Here is a 23,980-nt window from a genome sequence, read left to right as displayed (position 1 = left end):
CCGCCCCCGTTGCGGTTACCTCGGCAATGCAAACGCCATCACGTAATCGCCGTTCGGGGTTTCCATGAAATGGTGGCCGCCGGCCATGATCACCACGTACTGGCGGCCACCCTGTTCGTACACCATCGGGTTGGCCTGCCCGCCCGCCGGCAGCTTGGCGTGCCACAGCTCCTTGCCGGTCTTCAGATCAATCGCGCGCAGCAGGTCATCGGTGGCAGCGGCGATGAAGATCAGGCCGCTGGCGGTGACTACCGAACCGCCATTGTTCGGCGTGCCGATCTCGATCGGCAGGCCGGAACGGATGCCGAACGGTCCGTTGCCGCGCGCACTGCCGAACGGGCGGTCCCACAGCAGCTTGCCGGTGCGCAGGTCGATGGCACGGATGCCGCCATAGGGGGGCTGCTTGCACAGCAGGCCGGTGAACGGCAGTCGCCAGCCAGCGTTGACCTGGATGCCATACGGCGTGCCCACCTGCGGGTCGCCCGCGCCTTCGGCACCGCCTTTGTCAAACCGGATCTTCTCGCGTGGCAGCCAGCCCAACCGGTCAGCCTCGGCACGTGGCACCAGCCGGTTGTAGTTGGGCATGTCGTTGTAGTTGGCCACGATCACGCCGCGGCGCGTATCGATGGACACGCTGCCCCAGTCCGAGCCGCCGTTGTAGCCGGGGTACTCGATGGAATGGCGCTCGCTGCTCGGCGGCGTATAGAAACCCTCGTAGTACGCCTTGCGGAACTGGATGCGGCAGACCAGCTGGTCGATCGGGGTGATGCCCCACATGTCACGCTCGGTCAGGTCATGTTCGCGGCGCAGCGTGTGGTACAGCGAAAACAGCTGGGTCGGAGAACGCTGCTCGGGTTCGACGCCGCCGACCGGCACCTTGCGCTCTTCGGCGGCGGTCAGGAGCTGGCCGTTGCGGCGATCGAGGATGTACATGTCACCCTGCTTGGTCGGCAGCAGGATCGCCGGCACCTTGCCCGCCGCCGTCGGGTAGTCGATCAGGCTGGCCTGCGAACCCAGGTCGTAGTCCCACACATCCTTGCGCACCGCCTGGAAATGCCAGACCGGCTTGCCGGTGGCCACGTCGATCGCCACCAGCGAGGTCGCATAGCGATTCTGGTTCTCCGTGCGCGAGCCGCTCCAGTAGTCGCCGGCTGAATTGCCCAGCGGCAGGTAGACCAGGCCCAGCGCTTCATCACCGGTGGCGGTGGTCCACATGTTCGGCGTGCCGCGCGTATAGGTCTGCTCGCGCGGCGGCAGGCCGCTGCGCTCGGGCTGGTCCATGTCCCACGCCCAGCGCAGCTTGCCGGTGATGGCGTCGTACGCCTGGATCACGCCCGACGGCGCATCGCGGCGCTGCCCGTCCAGCACCTGATGACCGGTCACGATCACGCCGCGCACGATGGCCGGTGGCGAGGTGATCGACACGTAACCCGGTGGCACCTCGCCCATCCCCAATGTGATGTCGACCTGGCCGTTGTTGCCGAAGTTGGCGCAGGGATGGCCGCTGTCCGCGTCCACCGCGATGATGCGACCGTCCAGCGTGCCTTCAATGATGCGCGCCCAGCACGCCGGACGACTGCCCGGTGCAGCGCTGCGGGTGACGCTGGGCGGCGGTTCCGGCAGCGCCAGATCAGCGGCGACATCGGCCAGCACCGCATCGGCCACGGTCGGTGCGCTCGATTGTTCGTAATAACTCACACCACGACAGGCAGCGGTATAGGGAATCGAGGCATCCTTCACCTTTGGATCGAACCGCCACAGTTCCTTGCCGCTGGCAGCGTCAAGCGCGATCAGTCGGTTGCGCGCGGTGCACAGGTACAGCCGGTCGCCGATCTTCAGCGGGGTGGTTTCCGCGCCCCAGCGCTTCTTCGGCATATCGCCGGTGCGGAACTGCCAGGCCAGCTGCAACGTGGCCACATTGGCCGGGGTGATCTGCTGCAGCGGCGAATAGCGGGTGGCCGCATTGCTGCGGCCCCACGCCGGCCAGTCGCCCTCGGCGGGCTGGTCAACCGGCTGCAGGCCCGTGGTATCGCGCGTAGGTTCCAGTCCGGCGCTGACTGCGCCTTCCGGGAACGGCAGGTGCCCGTCCACTTCACCATGCGGCGCAAAGGCCAGGCCGAAGGCGGCCACGAACACCAGCATCAGCACGCCCGCCACACTGCGCGACAAGCGCTTGGAGACCGGCTCGTGCAGGGTGGGCGCCAGCAAGGCCAGCACGATGCCAAGTGCGGTCACCAGGCCCAGCCGTGGCACCCAGCGCCAGTAGTCGCTGCCCGACTCCCACCAGGTCCACAGCAGTGTGCCGATGAACACCAGCGCATACAGCAATGCACCGCTGCGGCGGTTGCCGAACAACAGGATGCCGCTGGCCAGCAGGCCGAATCCTGCGATGGTGTAGTACGCAGAGCCCCCAAGGCTGAGCAGCCACGCGCCGAGACCACCGATGACCAGGCCGAGCACGACCAGCAACAGCGACAGCACGGTGACGAGGGGATGGCGCGAGGCGCGGACGGGGACAGGAGCGGACTGCGGCGTGGCGGACATCGTCGATCTCCGGGGGCAGCATGCGCCCTTATCCCACCGCCTGCGTGAAGCGCGCGCGTATGTGCGGCATCCAGATACGACGACGCCGGCACGGGGCCGGCGTCGTCGGGTACCTCAGGCTCGCGGCAGGATCACTCCTGCGCGGCGTCCTCGCTGCTGGCAGCAGCCGGTGCGCCGTCGGTCGTGGCCGGGGCGGCAGCAGCCACCTCATCCTCGTCCTCGTCGATCGAGGCATCCATGCGCTCCACCGCCTGCAGCTTCTCGTCCTTGGACAGGCGGATCAGGGTCACGCCCTGGGTGTTGCGGCCGACGCGGCTGATTTCCGAGCCACGGGTACGCACCAGGGTGCCACCGTCGGAGATCAGCAGCACTTCGTCATCCGAACCCATCAGCACCGCGGCGACCAGCTTGCCGTTGCGCTCGGTGGTCTGGATGCCGATCACGCCCTGCGTGCCACGGCCCTTGCGCGGGTAATCAGGCAGCGGGGTGCGCTTGCCGTAGCCGTTCTCGGTCGCGGTGAGGATGTACTGCACGCTGGCGTCGTCGGCGCCGTCGATCACCGCATCGCCATTGGCGGCGGCTTCCTCGACACCGTTGTCGTCCTCGTTCTCGTCCTCGATGCCACCGGCACTTTCGGCCACGATCAGGCTGACCACTTCCTCGCCAGCCGGCATCTTGATGCCACGCACGCCGGTGGCGGTACGGCCCATCGAGCGGACCTTGTCCTCGCCGAAGCGCACGGTCTTGCCGTTGGAGGCGAACAGCAGGATGTCGCGCTCACCGTCGGTCAGGCCGACGCCGACCAGCGCATCGCCCTCGTCCAGGTTGATCGCGATCTTGCCGCGGGCCAGACGGAAGGCGAACTCGCCCAGCGGGGTCTTCTTGACCGTACCGTTCTTCGTAGCGAAGAACACGAACTGGCCATCGGCGTACTCGCGCACCGGCAGCACGGCCTGCACGCGTTCACCGGGCTCCAGCGGAATCCAGTTGATGATCGGACGGCCACGAGCGTTGGAACCGGCTTCGGGCAGCTGGTAGACCGGCAGCCAGAACACCTTGCCCGAACTGGTGAAGGTCAGCAGCGTGTCGTGCGTGTTGACCAGCCACAGCTGTTCGATGAAATCCTCTTCCTTGGTCGCCGCCGCACTGCGGCCACGGCCACCACGGCGCTGCGCGCGGTAAACGCTGACCGGCTGGCGCTTCACGTAACCGGCATGCGACACGGTGACCACCACGTCTTCCGGCGCGATCAGGTCGAGGATGTCCAGGTCTTCTTCGCTGTGGCGGATCTCGGTACGACGCTCGTCGCCGAACTCGGCCTTGACGCTGACCAGCTCTTCGCGGATCACCTGCAGCAGGCGGTCGGGATCTTCCAGGATGTGGATCAGCCCGGCGATCACTTCCAGCAGCTGCTTGTACTCGTCGGTCAAGCGGTCCTGCTCCAGCCCGGTCAGGCGGTGCAGGCGCATTTCCAGGATCTGGGTGGCCTGGATCTCGGTCAGCTGGTAGCCGCCCTCGATCAGGCCCACGCCCTTGGGCAGGTCTTCCGGGCGCGAGGCTTCGGCACCGGCAGCACCCAGCATGGCACCGACCAGGCCCGGCTCCCACACGCGTGCCAGCATGCGCTCGCGTGCTTCGTTCGGGTTCGGCGAGGTCTTGATCAGTTCGATCATCTCGTCGATGTTGGCCAGCGCGACGGTCAGGCCTTCCAGCACGTGGGCACGGGCGCGCGCCTTGCGCAGCTCGAACACAGTGCGGCGGGTGACCACTTCGCGACGGTGGCGGACGAACGCCTCCAGCATCTGCTTGAGGTTCATCAACTGCGGGCGGCCGTCGACCAGCGCCACCATGTTGATGCCGAACACCGATTCCATCTGCGTCTGCTGGTACAGGTTGTTCAGCACAACCTCGGCAGATTCACCGCGCTTGATCTCGATGTAGATGCGCATGCCGTCCTTGTCGGACTCATCGCGCAGCTCGCTGATGCCTTCGATCTTCTTTTCCTTGACCAGCTCGGCGATCTTCTCGATCAGACGCGCCTTGTTCACCTGGTAAGGAATTTCGGTGACGATGATCGATTCGCGGCCGTTGTCGGCCACTTCGATATCGGCCTTGGCACGGATGCGCACACGGCCGCGGCCGGTGCGATAGCCGGCGACGATGCCGGCGGTGCCATTGATGATGCCGGCAGTCGGGAAATCCGGGCCCGGGATGTACTCCATCAGGCCGTCGACGTCGATTTCCGGGTTGTCGATCAGCGCGATGCAGGCGTTGATCGATTCGCTCAGGTTGTGCGGCGGGATGTTGGTCGCCATGCCCACCGCGATACCGGCCGAACCATTGACCAGCAGGTTCGGGAACCGGGTCGGCATGACCGTCGGCTCCAGTTCCTTTTCGTCGTAGTTGGGCTGGAAATCGACGGTTTCCTTGTCGATGTCGGCCATCAGCTCATGCGCGAGGCGCGACATGCGCGCTTCGGTGTATCGCATCGCCGCGGCGGAGTCGCCATCGATGGAGCCGAAGTTACCCTGGCCATCGACCAGCATGTAGCGCAGCGAGAACGGCTGTGCCAGGCGCACCAGCGTGTCGTACACCGACTGGTCGCCATGCGGGTGGTACTTACCGATGACGTCACCGACGATACGCGCCGACTTGAAGTAGGGCTTGTTGCTGTGCGCGTTCAGTTCATTCATCGCGAACAGCACGCGGCGATGCACCGGCTTGAGGCCGTCGCGCGCATCCGGGAGCGCGCGGCCCACGATCACGCTCATGGCGTAATCGAGGTAGCTCTTGCGCATCTCGTCTTCCAGGTTGACCTGGATGATTTCCTTGGCGGTTTCTGCCATTCGGGTTCCGTTGTCTGGTAGCGGTCCAGTCCGGCGCAGCCCTCTGCGGGAGGGGGTCGCGCCGGAACCTCGATTCAACCTGTGGATACTACCACAACAGGCCGTTTTCCGCCTCCCTTTACGGGGATTTTACCTGCACAAATCAGGAACTTAGGGGGTTGCCGGCCAGCGGCCGGCACCACCGGGGCCGGGGTAGGAGCCCTTTCCTGCGGAAAGGGCTCCGACCCCGCTGTCCATCAGCCGCCGAAGGCGGCGCGCATGTTCCCGGCGGTCGGGTTCAGGATCACCCCGCGCTCGGTCACGATGGCGTCGATCAGCTCGCCCGGGGTGACGTCGAACACCGGGTTCCAGGCAGCGATGCCCTCGGCCACGGTGCGGGTGCCGCCCACACCGTACAGCTCGCCCGGATCGCGCTGCTCGATCTCGATCTGGCTGCCGTCAACAGTCTCCATGTCCACCGTCGAGGACGGCGCCACGACCATGAACTTCACGCCGTGATGGCGCGCAGCGATGGCCAGCTGGTAGGTTCCGATCTTGTTGGCGGTATCGCCGTTGGCGCAGATGCGGTCGGCACCGACGATCACCCACTGCACAGCACCGGTCTTCATCAGGTGCGAGGCAGCCGAATCGGCGATCAGCGTGGCGTCAATGCCATCCTGCTGCAGCTCCCACACGGTCAGGCGCGCGCCCTGCAGCCACGGCCGGGTTTCGCCGGCGAACACGCGGGCGATGCGATGCTGGGCCATGCCGGCACGGATCACGCCCAGCGCGGTGCCGAAGCCGGCGGTGGCCAGCGAGCCGGTGTTGCAGTGGGTCAGCACGCCGCTGCCGGCTTCGATCAGGCCTGCGCCCAGCGCACCCATGTGGCGGTTGGCGGCCAGGTCTTCCTCGGCGATGGCCTGCGCTTCCGCCTCCAGCCTCGCCTTCCAGTCAGCACCGGCGGCATTCAGGCAACGGCGCATGCGCGCCAGCGCCCAGGCCAGATTGACGGCGGTCGGACGCGAGGCGTTCAGGCGCTGCAGCGCCGGCTCCAGCTGCTGCAGGGCATGTGCACCGTCGGCGGCCTGCACTTCGCGCGCCGCCAGTACCACGCCCCAGGCGGCGGCGATGCCGATTGCCGGCGCACCACGCACGGTCAACGCGTGGATGGCCGCAGCCACTTCGTCACTGTCATGGCAGACCACATGCTCGACCACGAACGGCAGCTTGCGCTGGTCCAGCAGTTGCAGGGCATCGCCGGTCCACAGGATCGGGCGGATGTGGTCGTAACGGGCGTAGTCGATGTCGGAGGCAGTGTTCATGGGCCCATTGTAGGGCCACGCCCCCCGGGGTTGGAGCCCGCCCGGACTCAATTCACCGAGAATTCGGCGCGGCAGCCGCCGTCCACCCAGATGCCGTTGCGACTCCAGCCCCAGGTACTGCCTTCCTCGCACGGCGTGCTGGACAGCTGCTCGAACACGGCCGCGCCGACAGAGATGCTGGCACCGCAGAAGCGGCGCTTCTTCGACTTCGATTCACAGGTCAGCCGGCGTGGTACGTCGACGAATCGGCCATCCTCGTCAGCCACTTCGAAGTCCCCCTGGCAACCGCGGCTGGTCCAGACTTCATTGCGCTTGTAGCCCCAGCCCTGCCCTTCGCGGCATGGCAGCGCCGACAGCTGGCGCAGCAGGCGCACTGGCGCGCCATCCAGGCGCACCGGGCAACTCTGCGGGCGGCCATTGGATTCACAACGCACCACGCGACGGACCAGGCGCTTGCCCTCGCTGGCTGCGGGCGCGGCACCTGCAGCGCGGCGCGCGCGGAACTCGGCGCGGCAGCCCAGCGTGACCCACACGCCGCTGCGGTCGGTGCCCCATTCGCTGCCACGGATGCAGCTGCTGTTGGAGAGCTGGCGCACCAGGTCGATGCCGTTGCTGACATCGATATCGCAATGCACCCAGCCCATGTCGCGTGATTCACAGGTCACCACTTCACCGTCGTAGCCGGCCTGCTGGGCAGATGCCGATGACGGCAGCCAGGCACCCCAGAGCGCGATGGAGTACACCGGTGCAGCGACAACCGCAAACCACTTGACCAAAGCCTTCCCCAGCAGGAATGGATGAACTGCGTGCCAGTGTCCGGCATCTGCCGTGATAAGAGCATCATCCTGCTTACCGAAGCAAGCGCGGAAACACGGAATTCCGTTCAGTCTTCGACGTTCAGGAACGCACGTCGCTCATGCGTGGGCAAAGTCGTAGGCCAGCACGTCGGCGATGCGCGGCGTGCGGTTCATCGCCATCAGCAGGCGATCCACACCCACCGCAACGCCGGCGCAGGCCGGCATCGACGGCAATGCGGCCAGCAACGCTTCGTCCAGTGCCGGCTGCACCTGGCCGCGCTCGTGGCGCCGCTGCTGGTCACGCTGGAAACGCGCGCGCTGTTCGCCGGCGTCGTTCAGTTCGTGATAGCCATTGGCCAGTTCCACCGCGCCCAGGTACAGCTCGAAACGCTCGGCCAGTGGCGGCGTGCCGGGGCGGATGCGCGCCAGCGCGGCCTGGCTGGCGGGCCAATCATGGACCACGGTCATCACCGCGTCATCGAAGTGCGGCTGGATGCGATGGGTCATCAACAGGTCCAGCCAGTCGTCGCGGGTCAAGCCGACCGGATCGATGTGCACATCACCCAGCGCGACCCGCAATGCAGCCTCATCGGCCTCGAACGGGTCCACACCCACGTACTGCCGGAACAGCTCGCGGTAGCTCAGCACGCGCAGCGTCGCACTGCGTCCGACCAGCGCCAGCGCCTGGGCAACCAGCTCGGCGGTCTCCTGCACCAGGCGATGATGATCCCAGCCAACCCGGTACCACTCCAGCATGGTGAATTCAGGATTGTGGCGGCCACCGGCCTCGCCGTTGCGGAACACCCGACCCAGTTCGTAGCAGTCGCCGACGCCGGCGGCCAGCAGGCGCTTGAGCGGGTACTCCGGCGAGGTGCGCAGCCAACGGCGACGGCCACCCGCATCGACATGGCCGGTGAAATCGGTATGGAAGCTGTCGATGTTCGGCTCGGTGTTGCCGGCCACCGACAGGATCGGCGTCTCCACCTCCAGCACATCGCGCTCAGCGAAGAAGCGGCGCACCAGCGCATTGAGCGCGGCACGCTGCTGCAGCGTGCGCAGCAGGGCCTCGCTCACAGGATGCCCTCCGGGCGCGGATGGTCCAGCGGCAGGGTCAGCAGGTCACGGGTGTCATCGATATAGCCGCTGGCCAGGTACAGGCGCCGTGCCAGTTCGTTGTGGTGGTTCACTTCCAGGCGCAGGCGGCTGACACCACGGCCGCGCGCACGCTGTTCGCAGATCGCCAGCGCCTGCTTGCCGCGGCCACGACCGCGCGCACGGTGGGCCAGGTACAGCTCGTCCAGCAGCATGAAGTGGCCGCCCTGTTCCAGGCTGAAGCCCATCGCGATCACTGCGTAACCGACCACCTCGCCCGCCTCGTCCAGCCACAACAGCACTTCGCCGTTGCGTGGGTCGGCCAGCAGTGCATCCACGCCGCGACGCACGCGCGCGTCGTCGAAGTCGATCCTGTCTTCGGCGTAGAACTCGCGCATCAACGCGATCAGCAGCTCCTCGTCAGCACGGGTGGCCAGGCGGAAATCCAGCGGGGCGGTCTGCATCGGTGTTCCTTCGTGTTTCATGCCGGGTGCGGGGGCACCCGACGGGGTCATCATTCGTGTTCGGCAAGATAGGCCAGCAGGCGGTCCTCGTCCCACACCGGCACACCCAGCGACTGCGCCTTGTCCAGCTTGGAGCCTGCCTCTGTGCCGGCCACCACGAAACTGGTCTTCTTTGAAACGCTGCCGGACACCTTGGCACCGAGGGCCTCCAGGCGCTCCTTGGCCGCATCGCGGGTGAGCTGGGCCAGGGTGCCGGTCAGCACCACGGTCTGCCCGTCCAGCGGACCGGCCACGATCTCGGCCAGCGCCGGCGCCTTGGCCAGGATCTGCCGCATCGCGTTCTCGGCGGCCAACAGCATCGCACCGTGGCCATCGGCGTCCAGCCACTCGGCCAGCCCGCGCGCGGTGTCATCCGGCAACCCGGCGTTGACGAACTGGCCATGCTCGGCGTCGAGCACCGCCTGAGCACCAGGCAACACGGCGACCAGCTTTTCCGCGCGCAGGCGGGTGATGCCGGGGATCTCCGACTCGACCAGCAGCTGCGCCAGATCCAGGCCTTCGCGCAGCTTGGCGCTGGGCGCGTGCACATCGCTGATGCGCACCTGGCCGACCTGCAGCAGGTCATCGATGGCCTGCTGGTTGCCCTGCTGCTCGAAGAAGTGGCCGAGCGACCGCGCCACTTCGCCACCGATGTCCGGCACGCGCTTGAACAACGGCCACGGCAGGTGGCGGATCAGTTCCAGGTCACCGAACCACTGCGCCAGCGCCTTGGCCGTGCTTTCGCCCACATGTTCGATGCCGAGCGCGAACAGCAGGCGCTCCAGCGTGGCGGCTCGGCTGGCGTCGATCGCTGCGATCAGGTTGTCGGCCCACTTGGTGGCGATCTTCTTCGTGTTCCATTCGAAGCTGGCCGGCTGCGCCAGCGCCTGCGCGCGCCAGCCCGGATCGTTGCCGTCCAGCTTGAGCACCGCATTGAGCACCGCACCACTGCCCTCGGCGGGCAGGTGCAACTTCAGCGCAGCGGCCAGTTCCGACGGATCCTCGGCGTCCAGCACCAGCTTCAGGTGCAACAGCTGGTCACGGCTGAGGCGGTACAGATCGGCCACGCTCTTGACGATGCCGGCGTCGACCAGGGTTTCGATGTACTTGTCGCCGAGGCCATCGATATCCATCGCGCGGCGCGAGGCGAAATGGGCAATGGCCTCCTTGCGCTGCGCAGGGCAGGACAGCTCACCCGAACAGCGCCATGCGGCTGCACCTTCCTCGCGCACGATTTCCGAGCCGCACACCGGGCAGCGCGTCGGCATCTGCCACGGCGTAGTGCCCTGCGGACGGCGGTCGAGGATGACGCTGACCACTTCCGGGATCACGTCGCCCGCACGGCGCACGATCACGCTGTCACCGACGCGGACGTCCAGGCGTGCGATCTGATCGGCGTTGTGCAGCGTGGCGTTGGACACGATCACGCCGGCCACGGCCACCGGCGCCAGGCGCGCGACCGGGGTGGCGGCACCGGTGCGGCCGATCTGGATCTCGATCGCCTCCACCGTGGTGCTCTGTTCCTGCGCCGGGAACTTGTGCGCGATGGCCCAGCGCGGTGCACGCGAGACGAAGCCCATCGCCTGCTGGCCGGCACGATCATCGAGCTTGTAGACAACGCCGTCGATGTCGAATCCCAGATCGTCTCGAATTTCGCCAAGATGACGGTAGTACTCAATCAGCCCACGGTATCCCTCCACGACGGTAACCAAATCGCTGACCGGAAACCCCCATTTCTTCAGCTTTGCCAAGATCTCCGAGTGGGCCAGTTCGCTCCAGTCATCACTTTCGCGGAAAAGATCCGCCTCAAACTCCACCACGCCAATGCCGTAGGTAAAGAATGCAAGTGGCCTTAGGGCGACCATTCGCGAGTCAAGAAGGCGTAGAGATCCAGCCGCACCATTACGTGGATTGGCGAGCGGTTTTCCACCGCTCGCCCTTGCTCGCTCGTTGTACTCATTGAACCCCTTGTGAGGCATATAAACCTCACCGCGAACTTCCAGCACCGACGGAACACCGACTCCCGAGATCTTCTTTGGAATCTGAGAAATCGTTCTCGCATTTGCAGTGACGTCCTCACCGACGCCGCTATCCCCACGGGTTGCGGCGCGCTTCAAGATCCCGTCTTGATAGGTGAGACTAATAGCCAAGCCATCGATCTTTGGTTCGACGCTAAATCTTGGGCTCTTGTCTCCGATTTGGCGGACAACCTTTTCAACGAACGCACGAACCTCACTCTCGTTAAAAGCATTCGAGAGCGAAAGCATTGGCATGTCGTGAACAATCTTGCCAAATGACCGAGATGCCCTACCACCCACCGAGTGGGATGGCGAATCAGGCGAATCAAACTGAGGAAACTCCTGTTCGAGAGCTTCTAGCTCTCGAACCAGCCTGTCGTACTCAGCATCAGTAATGAGTGACTCATCACGCTCGTTGTAGGCCTCACTCGCCGCCGCGATCTTGCGGCGAAGCTTATTGATTTGCTCTAGAGGAGAAAGGCTCATGTGAGTGCCAAGCTGAAATCGGGCGTCGAATTCTACCGCGCGCCAGGTGATGGAGAGGCATCTTGCGAGCAACTCCAACCAGCGCTAGCGTGCGCGGGCTGCCCTTCGGAATCCCACCCGTGACCCTGCCTGCCTCCCGCCGCCACTTCCTGCAACTGGCCGGTGCCGGCCTCGCCCTGGCCGGCACCGGCCTGCCCCGCCTTGCCCAGGCCCAACCCGCTGCGGCTTCGGCAGCTGTGCCGGCTTCAGGCGAAGGCGCGGTGCTGCTGAATTTCAACGAGTGCCCGTATGGCCCCTCGCCCGCAGCGCAGCAGGCTGCGCGCGACAGCATCGCCGGTTGCGGCCGCTACCGTTTCGCGCTGGCCGGCCAGGTGCGCGACGCATTCATCGAACAAGCAGGGCTGCCGGCTGATCATGTCCGCCTCTACCCTGGCTCCAGCGAACCCCTCAATCGCGCAGCCGTCGTATGGACCGGCCCGCAGGCCGGGCTGGTGGTGGCCGACCCGACCTTCGAGACGCTGGGTGACGTCGCCGCCGCGCATGGCGCGCACGTGCAGAAGGTGCCGCTGCGAACCGACGGCGCACACGACCTGCGCGCGATGGTCGCCGCCGCGCACGCACGCCCGACCGGGCTGCTGTATGTGTGCAACCCGAACAACCCGACCGGCTCGATCAGCCCGCCGGATGAGCTCGCCTGGCTGCTGGCCCACAAGCCAGCCTCCACCCGCGTGTTGTTGGACGAGGCCTACCTGCAGTACAGCGAACAGCCGAGCCTGATCGCTCAGGTGGCGCAGCGCGATGACCTGATCGTGTTGCGCACGTTCTCCAAGCTCTTTGGCATGGCCGGCCTGCGCCTGGGCGTGGCGGCCGCGCATCCCGACCGCCTGCGCGAACTGGCCAGCCTGGGCGACAACCCGCTGCCCGTGCCAGCGCTGGCCGCTGCACTGGCCAGCCTGCGCGATCCGCAGTTGATTCCGCAGCGCCGCCTGCAGAATGCCAAGGTGCGGCAGGCCACCATCGCGTGGCTGGGCAAGCGTGGTTTCAGCTGCGTGCCGTCGGAAGCGAACTGCTTCGTGGTCGACGTCCAGCGCGACGGCAGCGCGTTCGCCAAGGCAATGGCCGACAACGGCGTGGTGATCGGGCGAAGCTGGCCGATCTGGCCGCAGCGCGTGCGCGTAACGGTGGGCACCGAAGACGAAATGGCCGCGTTCCGCCGCGCATTCGCGAAGGTGGCCGGCGTACCGGCCTGACCCTGTTGGTGGGGGCGAACCTTGGTTCGCCCCATCCACGCATGGCGTGGATCTACTGTTGTGGGTGCCGACCGTTGGTCGGCACACCATAGCGCTTACCAGCGCGGAGTCTTGGTCAGCGGCGGGGCCTGGTGCTGGCGGTCGTAAGCGCGCAGCTCGTCACGGATGTGCGCGATACGCTGGCGACCCAGGGCGTTGCGGCTGTCATCCAGCACCACGCCATCCAGCAGTTCGGCCATGCGCTGAACGGTCGGCAGCATTTTCTCCCAGGCGTCCAGCGCGGTCAGCGGCGCCGGCAGGGTCAGGAAGAAAGCGATGGCCGGGGTTTCCATGGCGCGGATGTTGGCCATGTCGAAGCTGCCCGGCTTCATGATGCTGGCCATCGAGAAGATCGGGCCGCGCTCGGGGTGGCCTTCCACCAAGCGATGGAACACGTTCATGTGGCCGAACACCAGGCCGGTCTTCTCGGCCGCCACCACGATGTCCTCGCCACGCAGCTGCTCGCCGGCGCGGGCGGCCACGAACAGCGAGACGATCTTGTCGAAATCCTGGGTGGCGCGCTTGCCGAGGTCGCTGGCACCCGGGTCGGTTTCGCCCAGACCGAGTTCGGCCTGCTCGCCTTCCGCGCCCATGCCCGGTTCGACGCGGCCATCGGCCACGGTGACGCCGTCTTCGCCCAGCACCGGTTCGCGGCGCTCGCCGCTGGTCGGTTCCGCGCCTTCCACGCGGCGCCCCTGGGGCTTCTTTTTCGGACGGCCAAACAGGAAGATCGCGGCGATCAACAGCAGGCCGGCGGCCAGGATGCCGATGCGCAACAGTGCCGTGTCGGACATTCGATAGGTTCTCCGGCTAGTTCATTCAGGTAACTAGGATGGCACGTCAGGCCGCGCCCGCCAATCGCGCGGCTTCTTCCAGGTCCACGCTGACCAGGCGGCTGACGCCCGGCTCGCGCATGGTCACGCCCGACAGCTGGTGCGCCGCCTCCATCGTCGCCTTGTTGTGGCTGACGAACAGGAACTGCACCTTCTCGCTCATTTCCTTGACCATGTTGGCCAGGCGGCCGACGTTGGCTTCGTCCAGCGGCGCGTCCACCTCGTCCAGCAGGCAGAACGGCGCGGGATTCAGCTGGAAGATGGCGAACACCAGCGCCACTGCGGTCATCGCTTTCTCGCCGCCGGACAGCAGCGAGATGCTGGACACGCGCTTGCCCGGCGGGCGCGCCATGATGGTCACGCCGGTGTCGAGCAGGTCTTCACCGGTCAGCTCCAGGTAGGCGTGGCCGCCACCGAACAGGCGCGGGTACAGCGCCTGCACGCCAGCATTGACACGATCAAAGGTGTCCTTGAAGCGGCCGCGGGTCTCGCGGTCGATCTTGCGGATCGCATCTTCCAGGGTTTCCAGCGCCGTGGTCAGGTCGGTGTGCTGCGAATCCAGGTAATCCGAGCGCTGCGAGGCCTCGCCGTACTCGTGGATGGCAGCCAGGTTGACCGGCTCCAGCCGGCGCATGCGGCCATCGATCTGGTGCACGGCCTGCTCCCAGTCGCCCAGGCGGGCATCCTCGGGCAGTGCGTTGAGCACGTCCTGCAACACGAAACCGGCCTTCTCCACCGCGCCCTGCAGGGTATCCGCGCTGAGCACCAGTGCCTGCTGGTCCAGCTTGCGCTGCGAAATACGCTCGCGCTGGGCCAGCGCCTGTTCGTCGCGCTGGTGGCGGGTCTGTTCGTAATTGCGCAGCTCGGCGTCGATGCCGTCAAGTAGCGTGCGCGCCTCGGTCAGCACGCGATCAGCCCGCACGCGCTCTTCCAGTGCATTCTGGTGCTCGGCCTGCAGCGACTCGACCGGCGAATCACCTTCATCCAGCTGCGAATGCAGTTCACCCAGGCGCGAATCCAGCTGCCCGCGCTGGGTGCCCATGCGTTCCAACGCCTGGCTCAACGAGGCCAGCTGCGCACGTTGCGATTCCAGGGTCAGGGCCAGGGAGTGCGACCGCTCGCGCACCGCTCGCGCGGCGTCGCGGGCCAGGTCGCGCGCCTCGGTCAACTGGCGACGCTCACCCTCCAGCCGCTGCCGGGTCGATTCCAGGTCGCCCATGCTGCTGACCGCGTTCTCCAGCCGCGAGCGCGCTTCTCGCGCCTGCTCGTTGTTGGCTTCCAGCGTTTCCTGCAACTGCTTCAGCTCACCTTCGATGCGGTCGATGCGCGTGCGCGCCGCTTCCACCTTGCCCTGCTGGCCCTGCAACTGGCCAGCCAGTTCAGAGACCGCACGATGGGTCTGGTACAGCGCACGCTGCGCGTCTTCGCGCTGCTGCTCGGCGGCCTGCAGCTGCTCGCGGAAGCCTGCCAGCTGTTCTTCCAGCTCGGCTTCGCGGTCCTGCAGCTGCTCGATCTGCTCACGCAGTTCGTTGATCTCACGTTCGCGCAGCAGCGCGCCCTGCTGGGCCGCACCGGAACGCGACACACCCAGCCAGCCCTCGCCCAGGCGCTCGCCGCCTTGGGTGATGATCGAATCGCCTTCCGGCAGGCTGGCCTGCAGCGCCTTGGCCTCGGACAGATCCTTGGCACCGTGCAGGTGCGCCAGCAGGCGACGGATCGCTGCCGGGCCACGCAGGCGGGCGGCCAGCGAGGTCGGGGCAACCTTGACGTCGGCACCCGCGTTGGCGACCAACGCAATGTGGCCCTCGCCAAGTTCGCCGAGGGCGTCGACCAGGCTGGCCGGGTCGTCGACCAGCACGCCTTCGATCAACTGGCCGAGCGCGCTTTCCACCGCGTTTTCCCAGCCCGCATCAACGTCCAGGCGTTCGCCGACACGCGCCGCCGAGTCCAACCCACGCGCCTTCAACCAGGCCACGGCCGCGCCCTGCTCCTGGCCCAGTGCGGCCTGCTGCAGGGTTTCCAGCGAGGCCAGGCGGCCACGCAGGCCGTTGGCCTGCTTGCGCAGTTCCGCCAGTTCGTTCTGGCCATTGCGCTGCTGTTCCTGCACCGCCGCCACGCCCTGCTTGCGCAGCTCGACGTCTTCGCTCAATTCATCCAGCGCGGTCTTCTGCGTGTCGTGCTGCAGGTGCAGCTGCTCGAAGGCTTCTTCCAGCGCGTCCACGTCCAGGCCGGCGCGTTCGGCGGCCAGCGCTTCGCGACGCCGGTCGGCGTCGAGAATCTGCCTGTCCAGGTAGTCCACGCGCGTGCGCTCGACGTCGCCGGCGCGCGAGGCCTCCGAACTCTGCGAGGTGTGCTGTTCCCAGCGCTGCTGCCAGCTGGCCAGCCGGTCTTCGGCCTCGCGCAGGCTTTCCTGCTTGATCTCGTTCTCTTCCTGCAGCTCCTCCAGCTGCGGAGTGGCAGCTTCCACCGCCTCGCGCAGCACCATCAGCTTGGCCTCGTCGCCGCTGATGTGCTGGCCCAGTTCGGCCAACGCCTGGCGGGTCTCGTCGCGCGCCTTGTGCAGGCGCTGCGACAGCTCGCGCTGGTGCTGGATCTGCTGTTCCAGGCGGGCCAGCGTGCTGCCGACCTGGTAGACCGCGGCCTGTGCGGTGTTCAGCGCATCGGCAGCCTCTTCGCGGCGCACGCGCGAGGTCTCGATGCGGGCCTCGGCGTCACGCTGGTCGGCGATCAGCTGCTGCAGCCTGGTCTCTTCCTGCGACAGGCCTTCGCGCAGCTTCGACAAGCGCCCGTCGAGCCCACGGAACTCCAGCGTCTTCCACTCGGCGTCCTTGACCCGTCGCTCTTCCTGCAGCGCCTGGTACTGCTCGGCCTGCTTGGCCTGGCGCTTGAGATGCTCGAGCTGCTTGCTGATCTCGTCGCGCAGGTCACCCAGCCGGTCCAGGTTCTCGCGGGTGTGGCGGATGCGGGTCTCGGTCTCCTTGCGGCGCTCCTTGTACTTGGAGATGCCAGCCGCCTCTTCCAGGTACACGCGCAGGTCTTCCGGGCGCGCCTCGATGATCTGGCTGATCATGCCCTGCTCGATGATCGAGTAGCTGCGCGGGCCCAGGCCGGTGCCGAGGAACAGATCGGTGATATCGCGGCGGCGGCACTTGGTGCCGTTGAGGTAATAGTTGCTGGTGCCGTCGCGGCTGACCGTCCGTTTGACCGAGATTTCGTTGAACGAGGCGTACTCGCCGGAAATCGTGTGGTCGGAGTTGTCGAAGATCAGCTCAACCGTGGCCTGCGACACCGGCTTGCGGGCGTTGGAGCCGGAGAAGATCACGTCAGTCAGCGAGTCGCCACGCAGGCGGCTGGCCGAACTCTCACCCATGACCCAGCGCACGGCGTCGATGATGTTCGACTTGCCGCAGCCATTGGGCCCCACCACGCCGGTCATGTTGGTCGGCAGGTGCAGGGTGGTCGGGTCGACGAACGACTTGAAGCCGGACAGCTTGATCGTGGAAAGACGCATAGGGGTTCCGGACTGGGGCCGGCAAGCGGCCTGCGTTTACCCTCCAAGTCATTGATCCTGTTGGGATCGATGCCCGTGGAACGGGTGTGACGCCCTGAGTATACCGATGTGGCCGTGTTCTACGAATGGGCGTGGAACATTGTCCAGCCCCACCCCGTCCGCCGGACGTGGCCCGACGCCACGAAACGGAGCCATAAAACAAAACGGGCACCCTTGCGGGCGCCCGTTCTGCGGTGATTCCAGGCCTTGCGGCGCGGGATCAGGCTTCGGCGACGACGACGACCTTGACGGTGGTCTCGACGTCGGCGTGCAGGTGGACCAGCACGTCGTATTCGCCGATGTTGCGGAAGGCGCCTTCGCCCAGGATGACTTCGCTCTTGCTGACCGGCAGGCCGGCAGCGGTGAAGGCATCGGCGATTTCGCGGGCGCCGACCGAGCCGTACAGCTTGCCTTCGGTCGAAGCGTTGGCCGGGATGGTCACGCTCGCGCCTTCCAGCTTCGCCTTGCGGGCGTCAGCGTCGGCGTGGATGGCCTGGGCCTTGGCTTCGTATTCGGCGCGCTTGGCTTCGAACTCGGCCTTGTTGCTCTCGGTGGCCGGAACGGCCTTGCCCTGCGGCACGAGGAAGTTACGGCCGTAGCCCGGCTTCACGTCGACCAGGTCGCCCAGGTTGCCGAGGTTGGTGACTTTCTGCAGGAGGATCAGCTGCATGGTATTGCTCCAGATGAGTTATTCGTTAGCGAGGCGATGCCCCGCAACAAAGGCTGTCCGAATAGCTGGCACAGCGGGGCGGCACCGGGCCGCCCCGCCGGGCATCAGACGTCGTGGTTGTCGGTGTACGGAATCAGGGCCAGGAAGCGAGCGCGCTTGACGGCGGTCGCCAGCTGGCGCTGGTACTTCGACTTGGTACCGGTGACGCGGCTCGGCACGATCTTGCCGTTCTCGGTCAGGTACTGGCGCAGGGTGTTGAGATCCTTGTAGTCGATCTCCTTCACACCTTCAGCAGTGAACTTGCAGAACTTGCGGCGACGGAAGAACTTGGACATGGGAAGGCTCCTTAGGCGGCGGAAGCGGCGTCGTCGCCGGCTTCGTTGTCAGCGGTGTTGTTGGACTCGCCTTCTTCGTCGTCACGACGACGGCGCTCACCGCGCTCCGGCTTGTCACCCTTCTCGTCCTTGCTCTTCATGATCAGCGACTGCTCGGTGTCAGCCTCGTCACGCTTGATGACCAGGTTGCGCAGCACGGCGTCGTTGAAGCGGAAGCTCTCGGTCAGTTCGTTCAGAACGGCCTGGTCGGCTTCGATGTTCATCAGCACGTAGTGGGCCTTCACCAGGTTCTGGATCGGGTACGCCAGCTGGCGGCGGCCCCAGTCTTCCAGACGGTGGATGGTGCCGTTGCCGTTCTCGACCAGCGACTTGTAGCGCTCGATCATGGCCGGGACCTGCTCGCTCTGGTCCGGGTGGACCATGAACACGATTTCGTAATGACGACTCATGTTTTTTTCTACCTTTCGGATGTGGCCTTGCGGCCGGACAGCCCCCCGCCGTTGAGACCGCGGTGGGGCAAGGATTCCCGCCAGGGAGGCAGGAAGCCGCGCATTATGGCGCAGATGGGGATGGCGGGCAACCGGGCGGCCACGGCACAACCTGAACCCGCCAGCGTATTCAGCCCAGATCGACGTGAAGGCGATGCTGGCCGCATTCCAGGCACTGGAACAGGCAGCCGACCATCATCCCGTCCCGGCTCAGGTGCGCCAGCACCCAATCGGCGTCGCGTGGATTGACCGCCGCCACATCGGGCCGGATCTGGTCGAGGATGGGCAGCAGGTCTTCGTTGCCGGCGAAGCCGAGGAAGGCGCAGGGCCGCTCACAGTGGCTCAGCCAGACCGACTGCTGCCAGGACGAGTAGCCCGGCGTGCGCTCGCAGATTTCCAGCAGCAGCTCGCGGGCGATGGTCGGCGGCGGGTCGGCCGGGTCCGGAGACACCCCTTCGATATCGCTCCAGCCGGTGAATTCACCCTCGTAGCTGGCCGCCGCCCTGCCATCGGCGATACACCAGGGGCACAGGTAATCGGGGCTCAGAACGGAGTAGAACGGCCCCCGGTAGCGCAGTGCGCGCGGCTGACCGCAGCAGTCGCAGACCCCGACGACCTCTTCGAAGGAGAGGGTGTAGGCGTTGGGGTAATAGGTAAAAGCCGGTCGTTCCATCCGTGGGATCCCTGCCGAGCCCAGCGTGCCGACCAAGGTCGGCACCTACCAGAGCACGCCTTGGCTATGCCCGGCGGCCGGGCCTCAGGCCTTGTCGGCGTCGGTGGTGAAGCTCTCACCGCAACCGCACTCGGCGGTGGCGTTGGGGTTGCTGAACGTGAACGTCTCGCTCAGGCCGTGCTTGCCGAAGTCGATCACGGTGCCGTCCACCAGCGCCAGGCTCTTGGCATCGACGTAGATCTTCACGCCGTCCTGGTCGAACACGGTATCGCCCTCGCGCTCGTCGCAGGCCAGGTCGGTGATGTGACCCCAGCCCGAGCAACCGGTCTTGGTCACGCCGAAACGCAGGCCCAGCGCGCCGGGGGTCTGGGCGACAAAGCGCTGCACGCGCTCGAAGGCAATGGGGGTCAGGCTGACGGCCATGGGGCTACTCCAGAGGTACGGGGACATTATAAGGAGCCGTTGCCGCGAAAAATGCCTCGCAAGCAGAACGCTGCAACCGGTAAACTCCCGTGTTCACAGATCGAGTCGATCAGCAGAGGATTCAAGTCATGACGGTGGTCAGCGTTGAACATGCGCTTGCCGGGAAGATCCCGGAAGGCGGCGAAGTCACGGTACGCGGATGGGTGCGCACGGTGCGCGGTTCAGCGAATCTGGCTTTCGTGAATGTGAGCGACGGCTCCTGCTTCGCCCCGATCCAGGTCGTGGCCGGCGACAGCCTGGCCAACTTCGACGAGATCAAGCGCCTGACCAGCGGCTGCTCGGTCATCGCCACCGGCACCCTGGTGAAGTCGCAGGGCAAGGGCCAGTCGTTCGAGATCCAGGCCAGCGCGCTGGAGGTGGTCGGCTGGGTCGAAGACCCGCTCACCTACCCGATCCAGCCCAAGCCGATGTCGCCGGAGTTCCTGCGCGAAGTGGCGCACCTGCGCCCGCGCACCAACCTGTTCGGTGCGGTCACCCGCATCCGCAACTGCCTGGCCCAGGCCGTGCACCGTTTCTTCCACGAGAACGGCTTCAACTGGATCAGCACCCCGATCATCACCACCTCCGACGCCGAAGGCGCCGGCCAGATGTTCCGCGTGTCCACCCTGGACATGGTGAACCTGCCGCGTGACGAGAAGGGCGCGATCGATTTCAGCCGCGACTTCTTCGGCAAGGAAACCTTCCTGACCGTGTCCGGCCAGCTGAATGTCGAGGCCTACTGCCTGGCGCTGAGCAAGGTCTACACCTTCGGCCCGACCTTCCGCGCCGAGAACAGCCACACCACCCGCCACCTGGCGGAGTTCTGGATGATCGAGCCGGAAATCGCCTTCGCCGACCTGGCCGAAGACGCACGCCTGGCCGAAGAGTTCCTGAAGTACCTGTTCCGCGCGGTGCTGAACGAGCGCAGCGACGACCTGGCCTTCATCGCCGAGCGCGTGGACAAGAACGCGATCACCAAGCTGGAAGATTTCATCAACGCACCGTTCGAGCGCATCGACTACACCGATGCGGTCAGCCTGCTGCAGAAGTCCGGCAAGAAGTTCGACTTCCCGGTCGAATGGGGCCTGGACCTGCAGACCGAGCACGAGCGCTGGCTGACCGAGGAACACGTCGGCCGCCCGGTGGTGGTGACCAACTATCCGGAGCACATCAAGGCCTTCTACATGCGCCTGAACGACGACGGCAGGACCGTTGCCGCGATGGACGTGCTGGCCCCGGGCATCGGCGAGATCATCGGCGGCAGCCAGCGCGAAGAGCGCCTGGACGTGCTGGACGCGCGCATGGCCCAGTTCGGCCTGGATCGTGAGCACTACAGCTGGTACCGCGATTTCCGCCGCTATGGTTCGGTGCCGCACGCCGGCTTCGGCCTGGGCTTCGAACGCCTGGTGGTGTACGTCTGCGGCCTGTCCAACATCCGCGATGCGATCCCCTACCCGCGCGCCCCGGGCAGCGCGGACTTCTAAGCCCCATACGACACGGAGGTACTGCCCCCATGACCCTGTTCTTCGCCCTCTGTTTCGTCGGCGTTGCAGTGGCCGGGTTCAGTGCCTTCGTGATCTTCTGGCCGCTGACCCTGGTGCATGTGCGCGACCGCCATCCGGCGCTCGCCGCGCGCTTCGGCAGCGGCGCCTTCCTCAAGCCCGATGCCCTGGCCTGGCTGCTGCGCCGTGACTATCGCCAGCAGCCGGACCGCTCGCTGTCCGGTCTGGCGACGCCGGCCTGGGTATCGCTGCTGACCCTGCTGGCCGGACTGGGCATGGCCGCCCTGCTCTGGCTGGCCTCGCTCTGGTAATACGCTCATGAATGACATCACCGCCTCGCGCGACAGCTGGTGGCTGGCCAGCCTCGGCAACACCCTGATCTGGGCGCGCCTGCGCGTGCGCCCCGCCGGCACCGCCGAAGTGCTCGACAGCGATGGCAACACGCTGAGCTATGACAGCGAAGACACCGCCCGTTCGCAGCTGTTCGACGCCGAGTTCGTCGAGTACGACGGCCTGGACGAGGAGGACGCGCTGGTGCGCGGCTTCAGCCTGCACGAAGTGCAGCCGCCGCAGGCCGACAGCGACGAGGGCCTGCGTGGCCGCATGATCCAGTCGCTGGGCGGGCGCGCCTGACCCCGGCATGTTCACCCCGCGCGCCTTCGCCGAGACCGACCTGCTCTGGCTGGATCGCCTGCTGGTGCGTGACCCGTTCGTCACCGTGCTCACCGTCGGCAGCGACGGCCTGCCCGAGCTGACCCGGATGCCGGTGCTGTACCACCGCGATGGCGAACACATCGAACTGCGCGGCCACTGGGCCCGCGCCAACCCGCAGTCGCGCCGAAGCGGCGCGGCCAAGGTACTGGTCGACGGCCCGCACGGCTATGTCTCGGCCAGCTGGTATCCGGACAAGGAGCCCGCCGCGCGGGTACCCACCTGGAACTACGCCGCCGCCGAGCTGCGTGGCCAGCTGCAGACCTTCGACGACACCGGTTCACTGGCCGAACTGGTCGGCGCGATCAGTGACCGCTTCGAGGCCAGCGTCGGCCAGGCCTGGCAGTTCGATGCCACGCGTGCCGAGCATGGCCCCGAGCTGCGCGCCATCGTCGGCTTCCGTTTCCAGGTCGAGCAGGTGCAGCTGAAGCTCAAGCTGAGCCAGAACCATCCCGATGCCAACCAGCGCGCAGTGATCGCCGAGCTGGAACAGCTGGGCACTCCCTCTTCCACCGAGTTGGCGCAGTGGATGCGCTGGCATCGCGAACAGGCCGCCCGCAGCGACTGAACGCCCCAGATTCCCGCGATGACGCAGCCGGATGGCTGCGGCGCGCCCACACCCGACGCCAGGGACCCGAACATGAAAGACATCCACAAGCTGCTGCAGAACAACCGCGACTGGGCCGACCGCATCGAGAAGGAAGACCCTGAGTTCTTCCACCAGCTGGCCAAGCAGCAGCACCCCGAGTACCTGTGGATCGGCTGCTCCGATTCGCGCGTGCCGGCCAACCAGATCATCGGCATGGCCCCGGGTGAAGTGTTCGTGCACCGCAACGTCGCCAACGTGGTCGCCCACACCGACCTGAACTGCCTGAGCGTGGTGCAGTACGCGGTGGACCAGCTGAAAGTGAAGCACATCCTGATCGTCGGCCACTACGGCTGCGGCGGCGTGCATGCCTGCCTGCACAACACCCGCGTCGGCCTGGCCGACAACTGGCTGCGCCACGTGGGCGATGTGATGCAGAAGCACACCGGCATCCTCGATGCGATCGAGACCGATGAGCTCAAGCACGCACGCCTGTGCGAACTGAACGTGATCGAGCAGGTTGCCAACCTGTGCCGCTCGACCATCGTGCAGGACGCCTGGGCCCGCGGCCAGAAGCTGATGGTGCACGGCTGGGTCTACAGCCTGAAGGACGGGCGCGTGCGCGAGATGGGCATCGACGTCGGTTCGCAGGAAGAGCTGCAGCCGGCGTATGAAAAGGCCTTGTCCTACGTCCCGCGCAAGGGCAAGCGCGACTGATCCCTTACGGATGACCACCATGCTCGCTTCGCCGATCAACCTGCACGCCTGGATCGAAGAAAACCGCCACCTGCTGAAGCCGCCGGTGGGCAACAAGATGATCGACAACGGCGACTTCATCGTGATGGTGGTGGGCGGGCCGAACTCGCGCACCGACTTCCACTACGACGAAGGCCCGGAGTGGTTCTACCAGCTCGAAGGCGAGATGGTGCTGAAGGTGCAGGAGGACGGCGCGGTGCGCGACATCCCGATCCGGGCCGGCGAGATCTTCCTGCTGCCGGCCAAGGTGCCGCATTCGCCGCGGCGCCCTCCCGGTGGCATCGGCCTGGTGGTCGAGCGCAAGCGCCTGCCGCACGAGAAGGACGGCGTGATCTGGCATTGCGAACGCTGCAACCACAAGCTGCACGAAGAGTATTTCCCGCTGCAGAACATCGAAACCGACCTGCCCAAGGTGTTCGCGCGCTACCACGCCAGCCTGGAGCTGCGCACCTGCAGCGAATGCGGGCATGTGGACCCGCTGCCGGTGCCAGCCGCGGGCTGAGCCAGAGAACGGTCGTTGCCCACCTTGGTGGGCGTT

21 protein-coding genes are annotated in these 23,980 nt (G+C 66.3%); 7 read left to right on the top strand and 14 right to left on the bottom strand.

What is annotated here, in order from left to right:
- Positions 1 to 15: 15 nt before the first annotated feature.
- The 7 genes from AC5P57_RS10270 to ligA form a co-directional block, all read right to left on the bottom strand.
- A complete protein-coding gene (locus AC5P57_RS10270) occupies positions 16 to 2,544 on the bottom strand; it encodes a membrane-bound PQQ-dependent dehydrogenase, glucose/quinate/shikimate family (RefSeq protein WP_262234872.1) in 2,529 nt (842 codons plus the stop codon).
- 131 nt (positions 2,545 to 2,675) lie between these two features.
- Positions 2,676 to 5,390 (bottom strand): DNA gyrase subunit A, encoded by a 2,715-nt coding sequence (gene gyrA / locus AC5P57_RS10265; RefSeq protein ID WP_099552363.1) that lies wholly within the window; start codon positions 5,388 to 5,390, stop codon positions 2,676 to 2,678.
- Between the two features lie 236 nt (positions 5,391 to 5,626).
- Positions 5,627 to 6,691 (bottom strand): S-methyl-5-thioribose-1-phosphate isomerase, encoded by a 1,065-nt coding sequence (gene mtnA, locus AC5P57_RS10260; protein WP_262234871.1) that lies wholly within the window; start codon positions 6,689 to 6,691, stop codon positions 5,627 to 5,629.
- Between the two features lie 47 nt (positions 6,692 to 6,738).
- The gene (locus tag AC5P57_RS10255; protein WP_099552365.1) at positions 6,739 to 7,467 is read right to left on the bottom strand and encodes a DUF3011 domain-containing protein; all 729 of its coding nucleotides are present in this window, start codon (positions 7,465 to 7,467) and stop codon (positions 6,739 to 6,741) included.
- A gap of 138 nt (positions 7,468 to 7,605) precedes the next feature.
- The gene (epmA, locus tag AC5P57_RS10250; protein ID WP_262234870.1) at positions 7,606 to 8,562 is read right to left on the bottom strand and encodes an EF-P lysine aminoacylase EpmA; all 957 of its coding nucleotides are present in this window, start codon (positions 8,560 to 8,562) and stop codon (positions 7,606 to 7,608) included.
- Positions 8,559 to 9,044, bottom strand: coding sequence for a GNAT family N-acetyltransferase (locus AC5P57_RS10245; RefSeq protein WP_024957227.1), 486 nt, complete (start codon positions 9,042 to 9,044; stop codon positions 8,559 to 8,561). Before AC5P57_RS10245 ends, epmA begins: the two co-directional genes overlap by 4 nt.
- A gap of 50 nt (positions 9,045 to 9,094) precedes the next feature.
- On the bottom strand, positions 9,095 to 11,587 hold the full coding sequence (gene ligA, locus AC5P57_RS10240) for an NAD-dependent DNA ligase LigA (protein WP_262234869.1): 2,493 nt from the start codon (positions 11,585 to 11,587) through the stop codon (positions 9,095 to 9,097).
- A gap of 119 nt (positions 11,588 to 11,706) precedes the next feature.
- On the opposite strand from ligA, the gene AC5P57_RS10235 reads away from it, so the two are divergent.
- Positions 11,707 to 12,837, top strand: a complete 1,131-nt coding sequence (locus tag AC5P57_RS10235; protein WP_262234868.1) for a pyridoxal phosphate-dependent aminotransferase — start codon at positions 11,707 to 11,709, stop codon at positions 12,835 to 12,837.
- A gap of 95 nt (positions 12,838 to 12,932) precedes the next feature.
- On the opposite strand, the gene zipA is transcribed toward AC5P57_RS10235, so the two are convergent.
- The 7 genes from zipA to AC5P57_RS10200 all read right to left on the bottom strand — a co-directional run bounded on the left by zipA (position 12,933) and on the right by AC5P57_RS10200 (position 19,848).
- Positions 12,933 to 13,670, bottom strand: coding sequence for a cell division protein ZipA (zipA, locus tag AC5P57_RS10230; protein WP_099552369.1), 738 nt, complete (start codon positions 13,668 to 13,670; stop codon positions 12,933 to 12,935).
- Between the two features lie 46 nt (positions 13,671 to 13,716).
- A complete protein-coding gene (smc, locus tag AC5P57_RS10225) occupies positions 13,717 to 17,220 on the bottom strand; it encodes a chromosome segregation protein SMC (RefSeq protein ID WP_262234867.1) in 3,504 nt (1,167 codons plus the stop codon).
- A gap of 259 nt (positions 17,221 to 17,479) precedes the next feature.
- The gene (rplI, locus tag AC5P57_RS10220; protein WP_014037734.1) at positions 17,480 to 17,929 is read right to left on the bottom strand and encodes a 50S ribosomal protein L9; all 450 of its coding nucleotides are present in this window, start codon (positions 17,927 to 17,929) and stop codon (positions 17,480 to 17,482) included.
- Positions 17,930 to 18,033: 104 nt separating this feature from the next.
- Complete coding sequence (gene rpsR / locus AC5P57_RS10215; protein ID WP_002804494.1) at positions 18,034 to 18,264, bottom strand: 30S ribosomal protein S18; 231 nt, start codon at positions 18,262 to 18,264, stop codon at positions 18,034 to 18,036.
- 11 nt (positions 18,265 to 18,275) lie between these two features.
- Positions 18,276 to 18,713, bottom strand: coding sequence for a 30S ribosomal protein S6 (gene rpsF, locus AC5P57_RS10210; protein ID WP_005410228.1), 438 nt, complete (start codon positions 18,711 to 18,713; stop codon positions 18,276 to 18,278).
- Positions 18,714 to 18,882: 169 nt separating this feature from the next.
- A complete protein-coding gene (locus AC5P57_RS10205) occupies positions 18,883 to 19,425 on the bottom strand; it encodes a CbrC family protein (RefSeq protein WP_262234866.1) in 543 nt (180 codons plus the stop codon).
- A gap of 84 nt (positions 19,426 to 19,509) precedes the next feature.
- The gene (locus AC5P57_RS10200; protein WP_262234865.1) at positions 19,510 to 19,848 is read right to left on the bottom strand and encodes a HesB/IscA family protein; all 339 of its coding nucleotides are present in this window, start codon (positions 19,846 to 19,848) and stop codon (positions 19,510 to 19,512) included.
- Positions 19,849 to 19,976: 128 nt separating this feature from the next.
- On the opposite strand from AC5P57_RS10200, the gene asnS reads away from it, so the two are divergent.
- The 6 genes from asnS to AC5P57_RS10170 all read left to right on the top strand — a co-directional run bounded on the left by asnS (position 19,977) and on the right by AC5P57_RS10170 (position 23,944).
- Positions 19,977 to 21,371, top strand: a complete 1,395-nt coding sequence (gene asnS / locus AC5P57_RS10195; RefSeq protein WP_099552373.1) for an asparagine--tRNA ligase — start codon at positions 19,977 to 19,979, stop codon at positions 21,369 to 21,371.
- 29 nt (positions 21,372 to 21,400) lie between these two features.
- Positions 21,401 to 21,700, top strand: coding sequence for a hypothetical protein (locus AC5P57_RS10190; RefSeq protein WP_005410232.1), 300 nt, complete (start codon positions 21,401 to 21,403; stop codon positions 21,698 to 21,700).
- Between the two features lie 7 nt (positions 21,701 to 21,707).
- Entirely contained in the window at positions 21,708 to 22,022 is a 315-nt protein-coding gene (locus AC5P57_RS10185) for a hypothetical protein (protein ID WP_006453002.1), read from the top strand.
- A 7-nt stretch (positions 22,023 to 22,029) separates the two neighbouring features.
- Positions 22,030 to 22,668 carry an FMN-binding negative transcriptional regulator gene (locus tag AC5P57_RS10180; RefSeq protein ID WP_262234864.1) on the top strand — a complete coding sequence of 213 codons (639 nt, stop codon included), beginning with the start codon at positions 22,030 to 22,032 and terminating at the stop codon, positions 22,666 to 22,668.
- A gap of 72 nt (positions 22,669 to 22,740) precedes the next feature.
- Positions 22,741 to 23,403, top strand: coding sequence for a carbonate dehydratase (can, locus tag AC5P57_RS10175; protein ID WP_014037740.1), 663 nt, complete (start codon positions 22,741 to 22,743; stop codon positions 23,401 to 23,403).
- 19 nt (positions 23,404 to 23,422) lie between these two features.
- Complete coding sequence (locus tag AC5P57_RS10170) at positions 23,423 to 23,944, top strand: 3-hydroxyanthranilate 3,4-dioxygenase (RefSeq protein ID WP_099552398.1); 522 nt, start codon at positions 23,423 to 23,425, stop codon at positions 23,942 to 23,944.
- Positions 23,945 to 23,980: the final 36 nt, after the last annotated feature.

Source organism: Stenotrophomonas sp. YJH_SMC_79, assembly GCF_059367995.1.
Note: the sequence above shows the minus strand (reverse complement) of the source record. Positions and strands in the feature narration are given on the sequence as shown.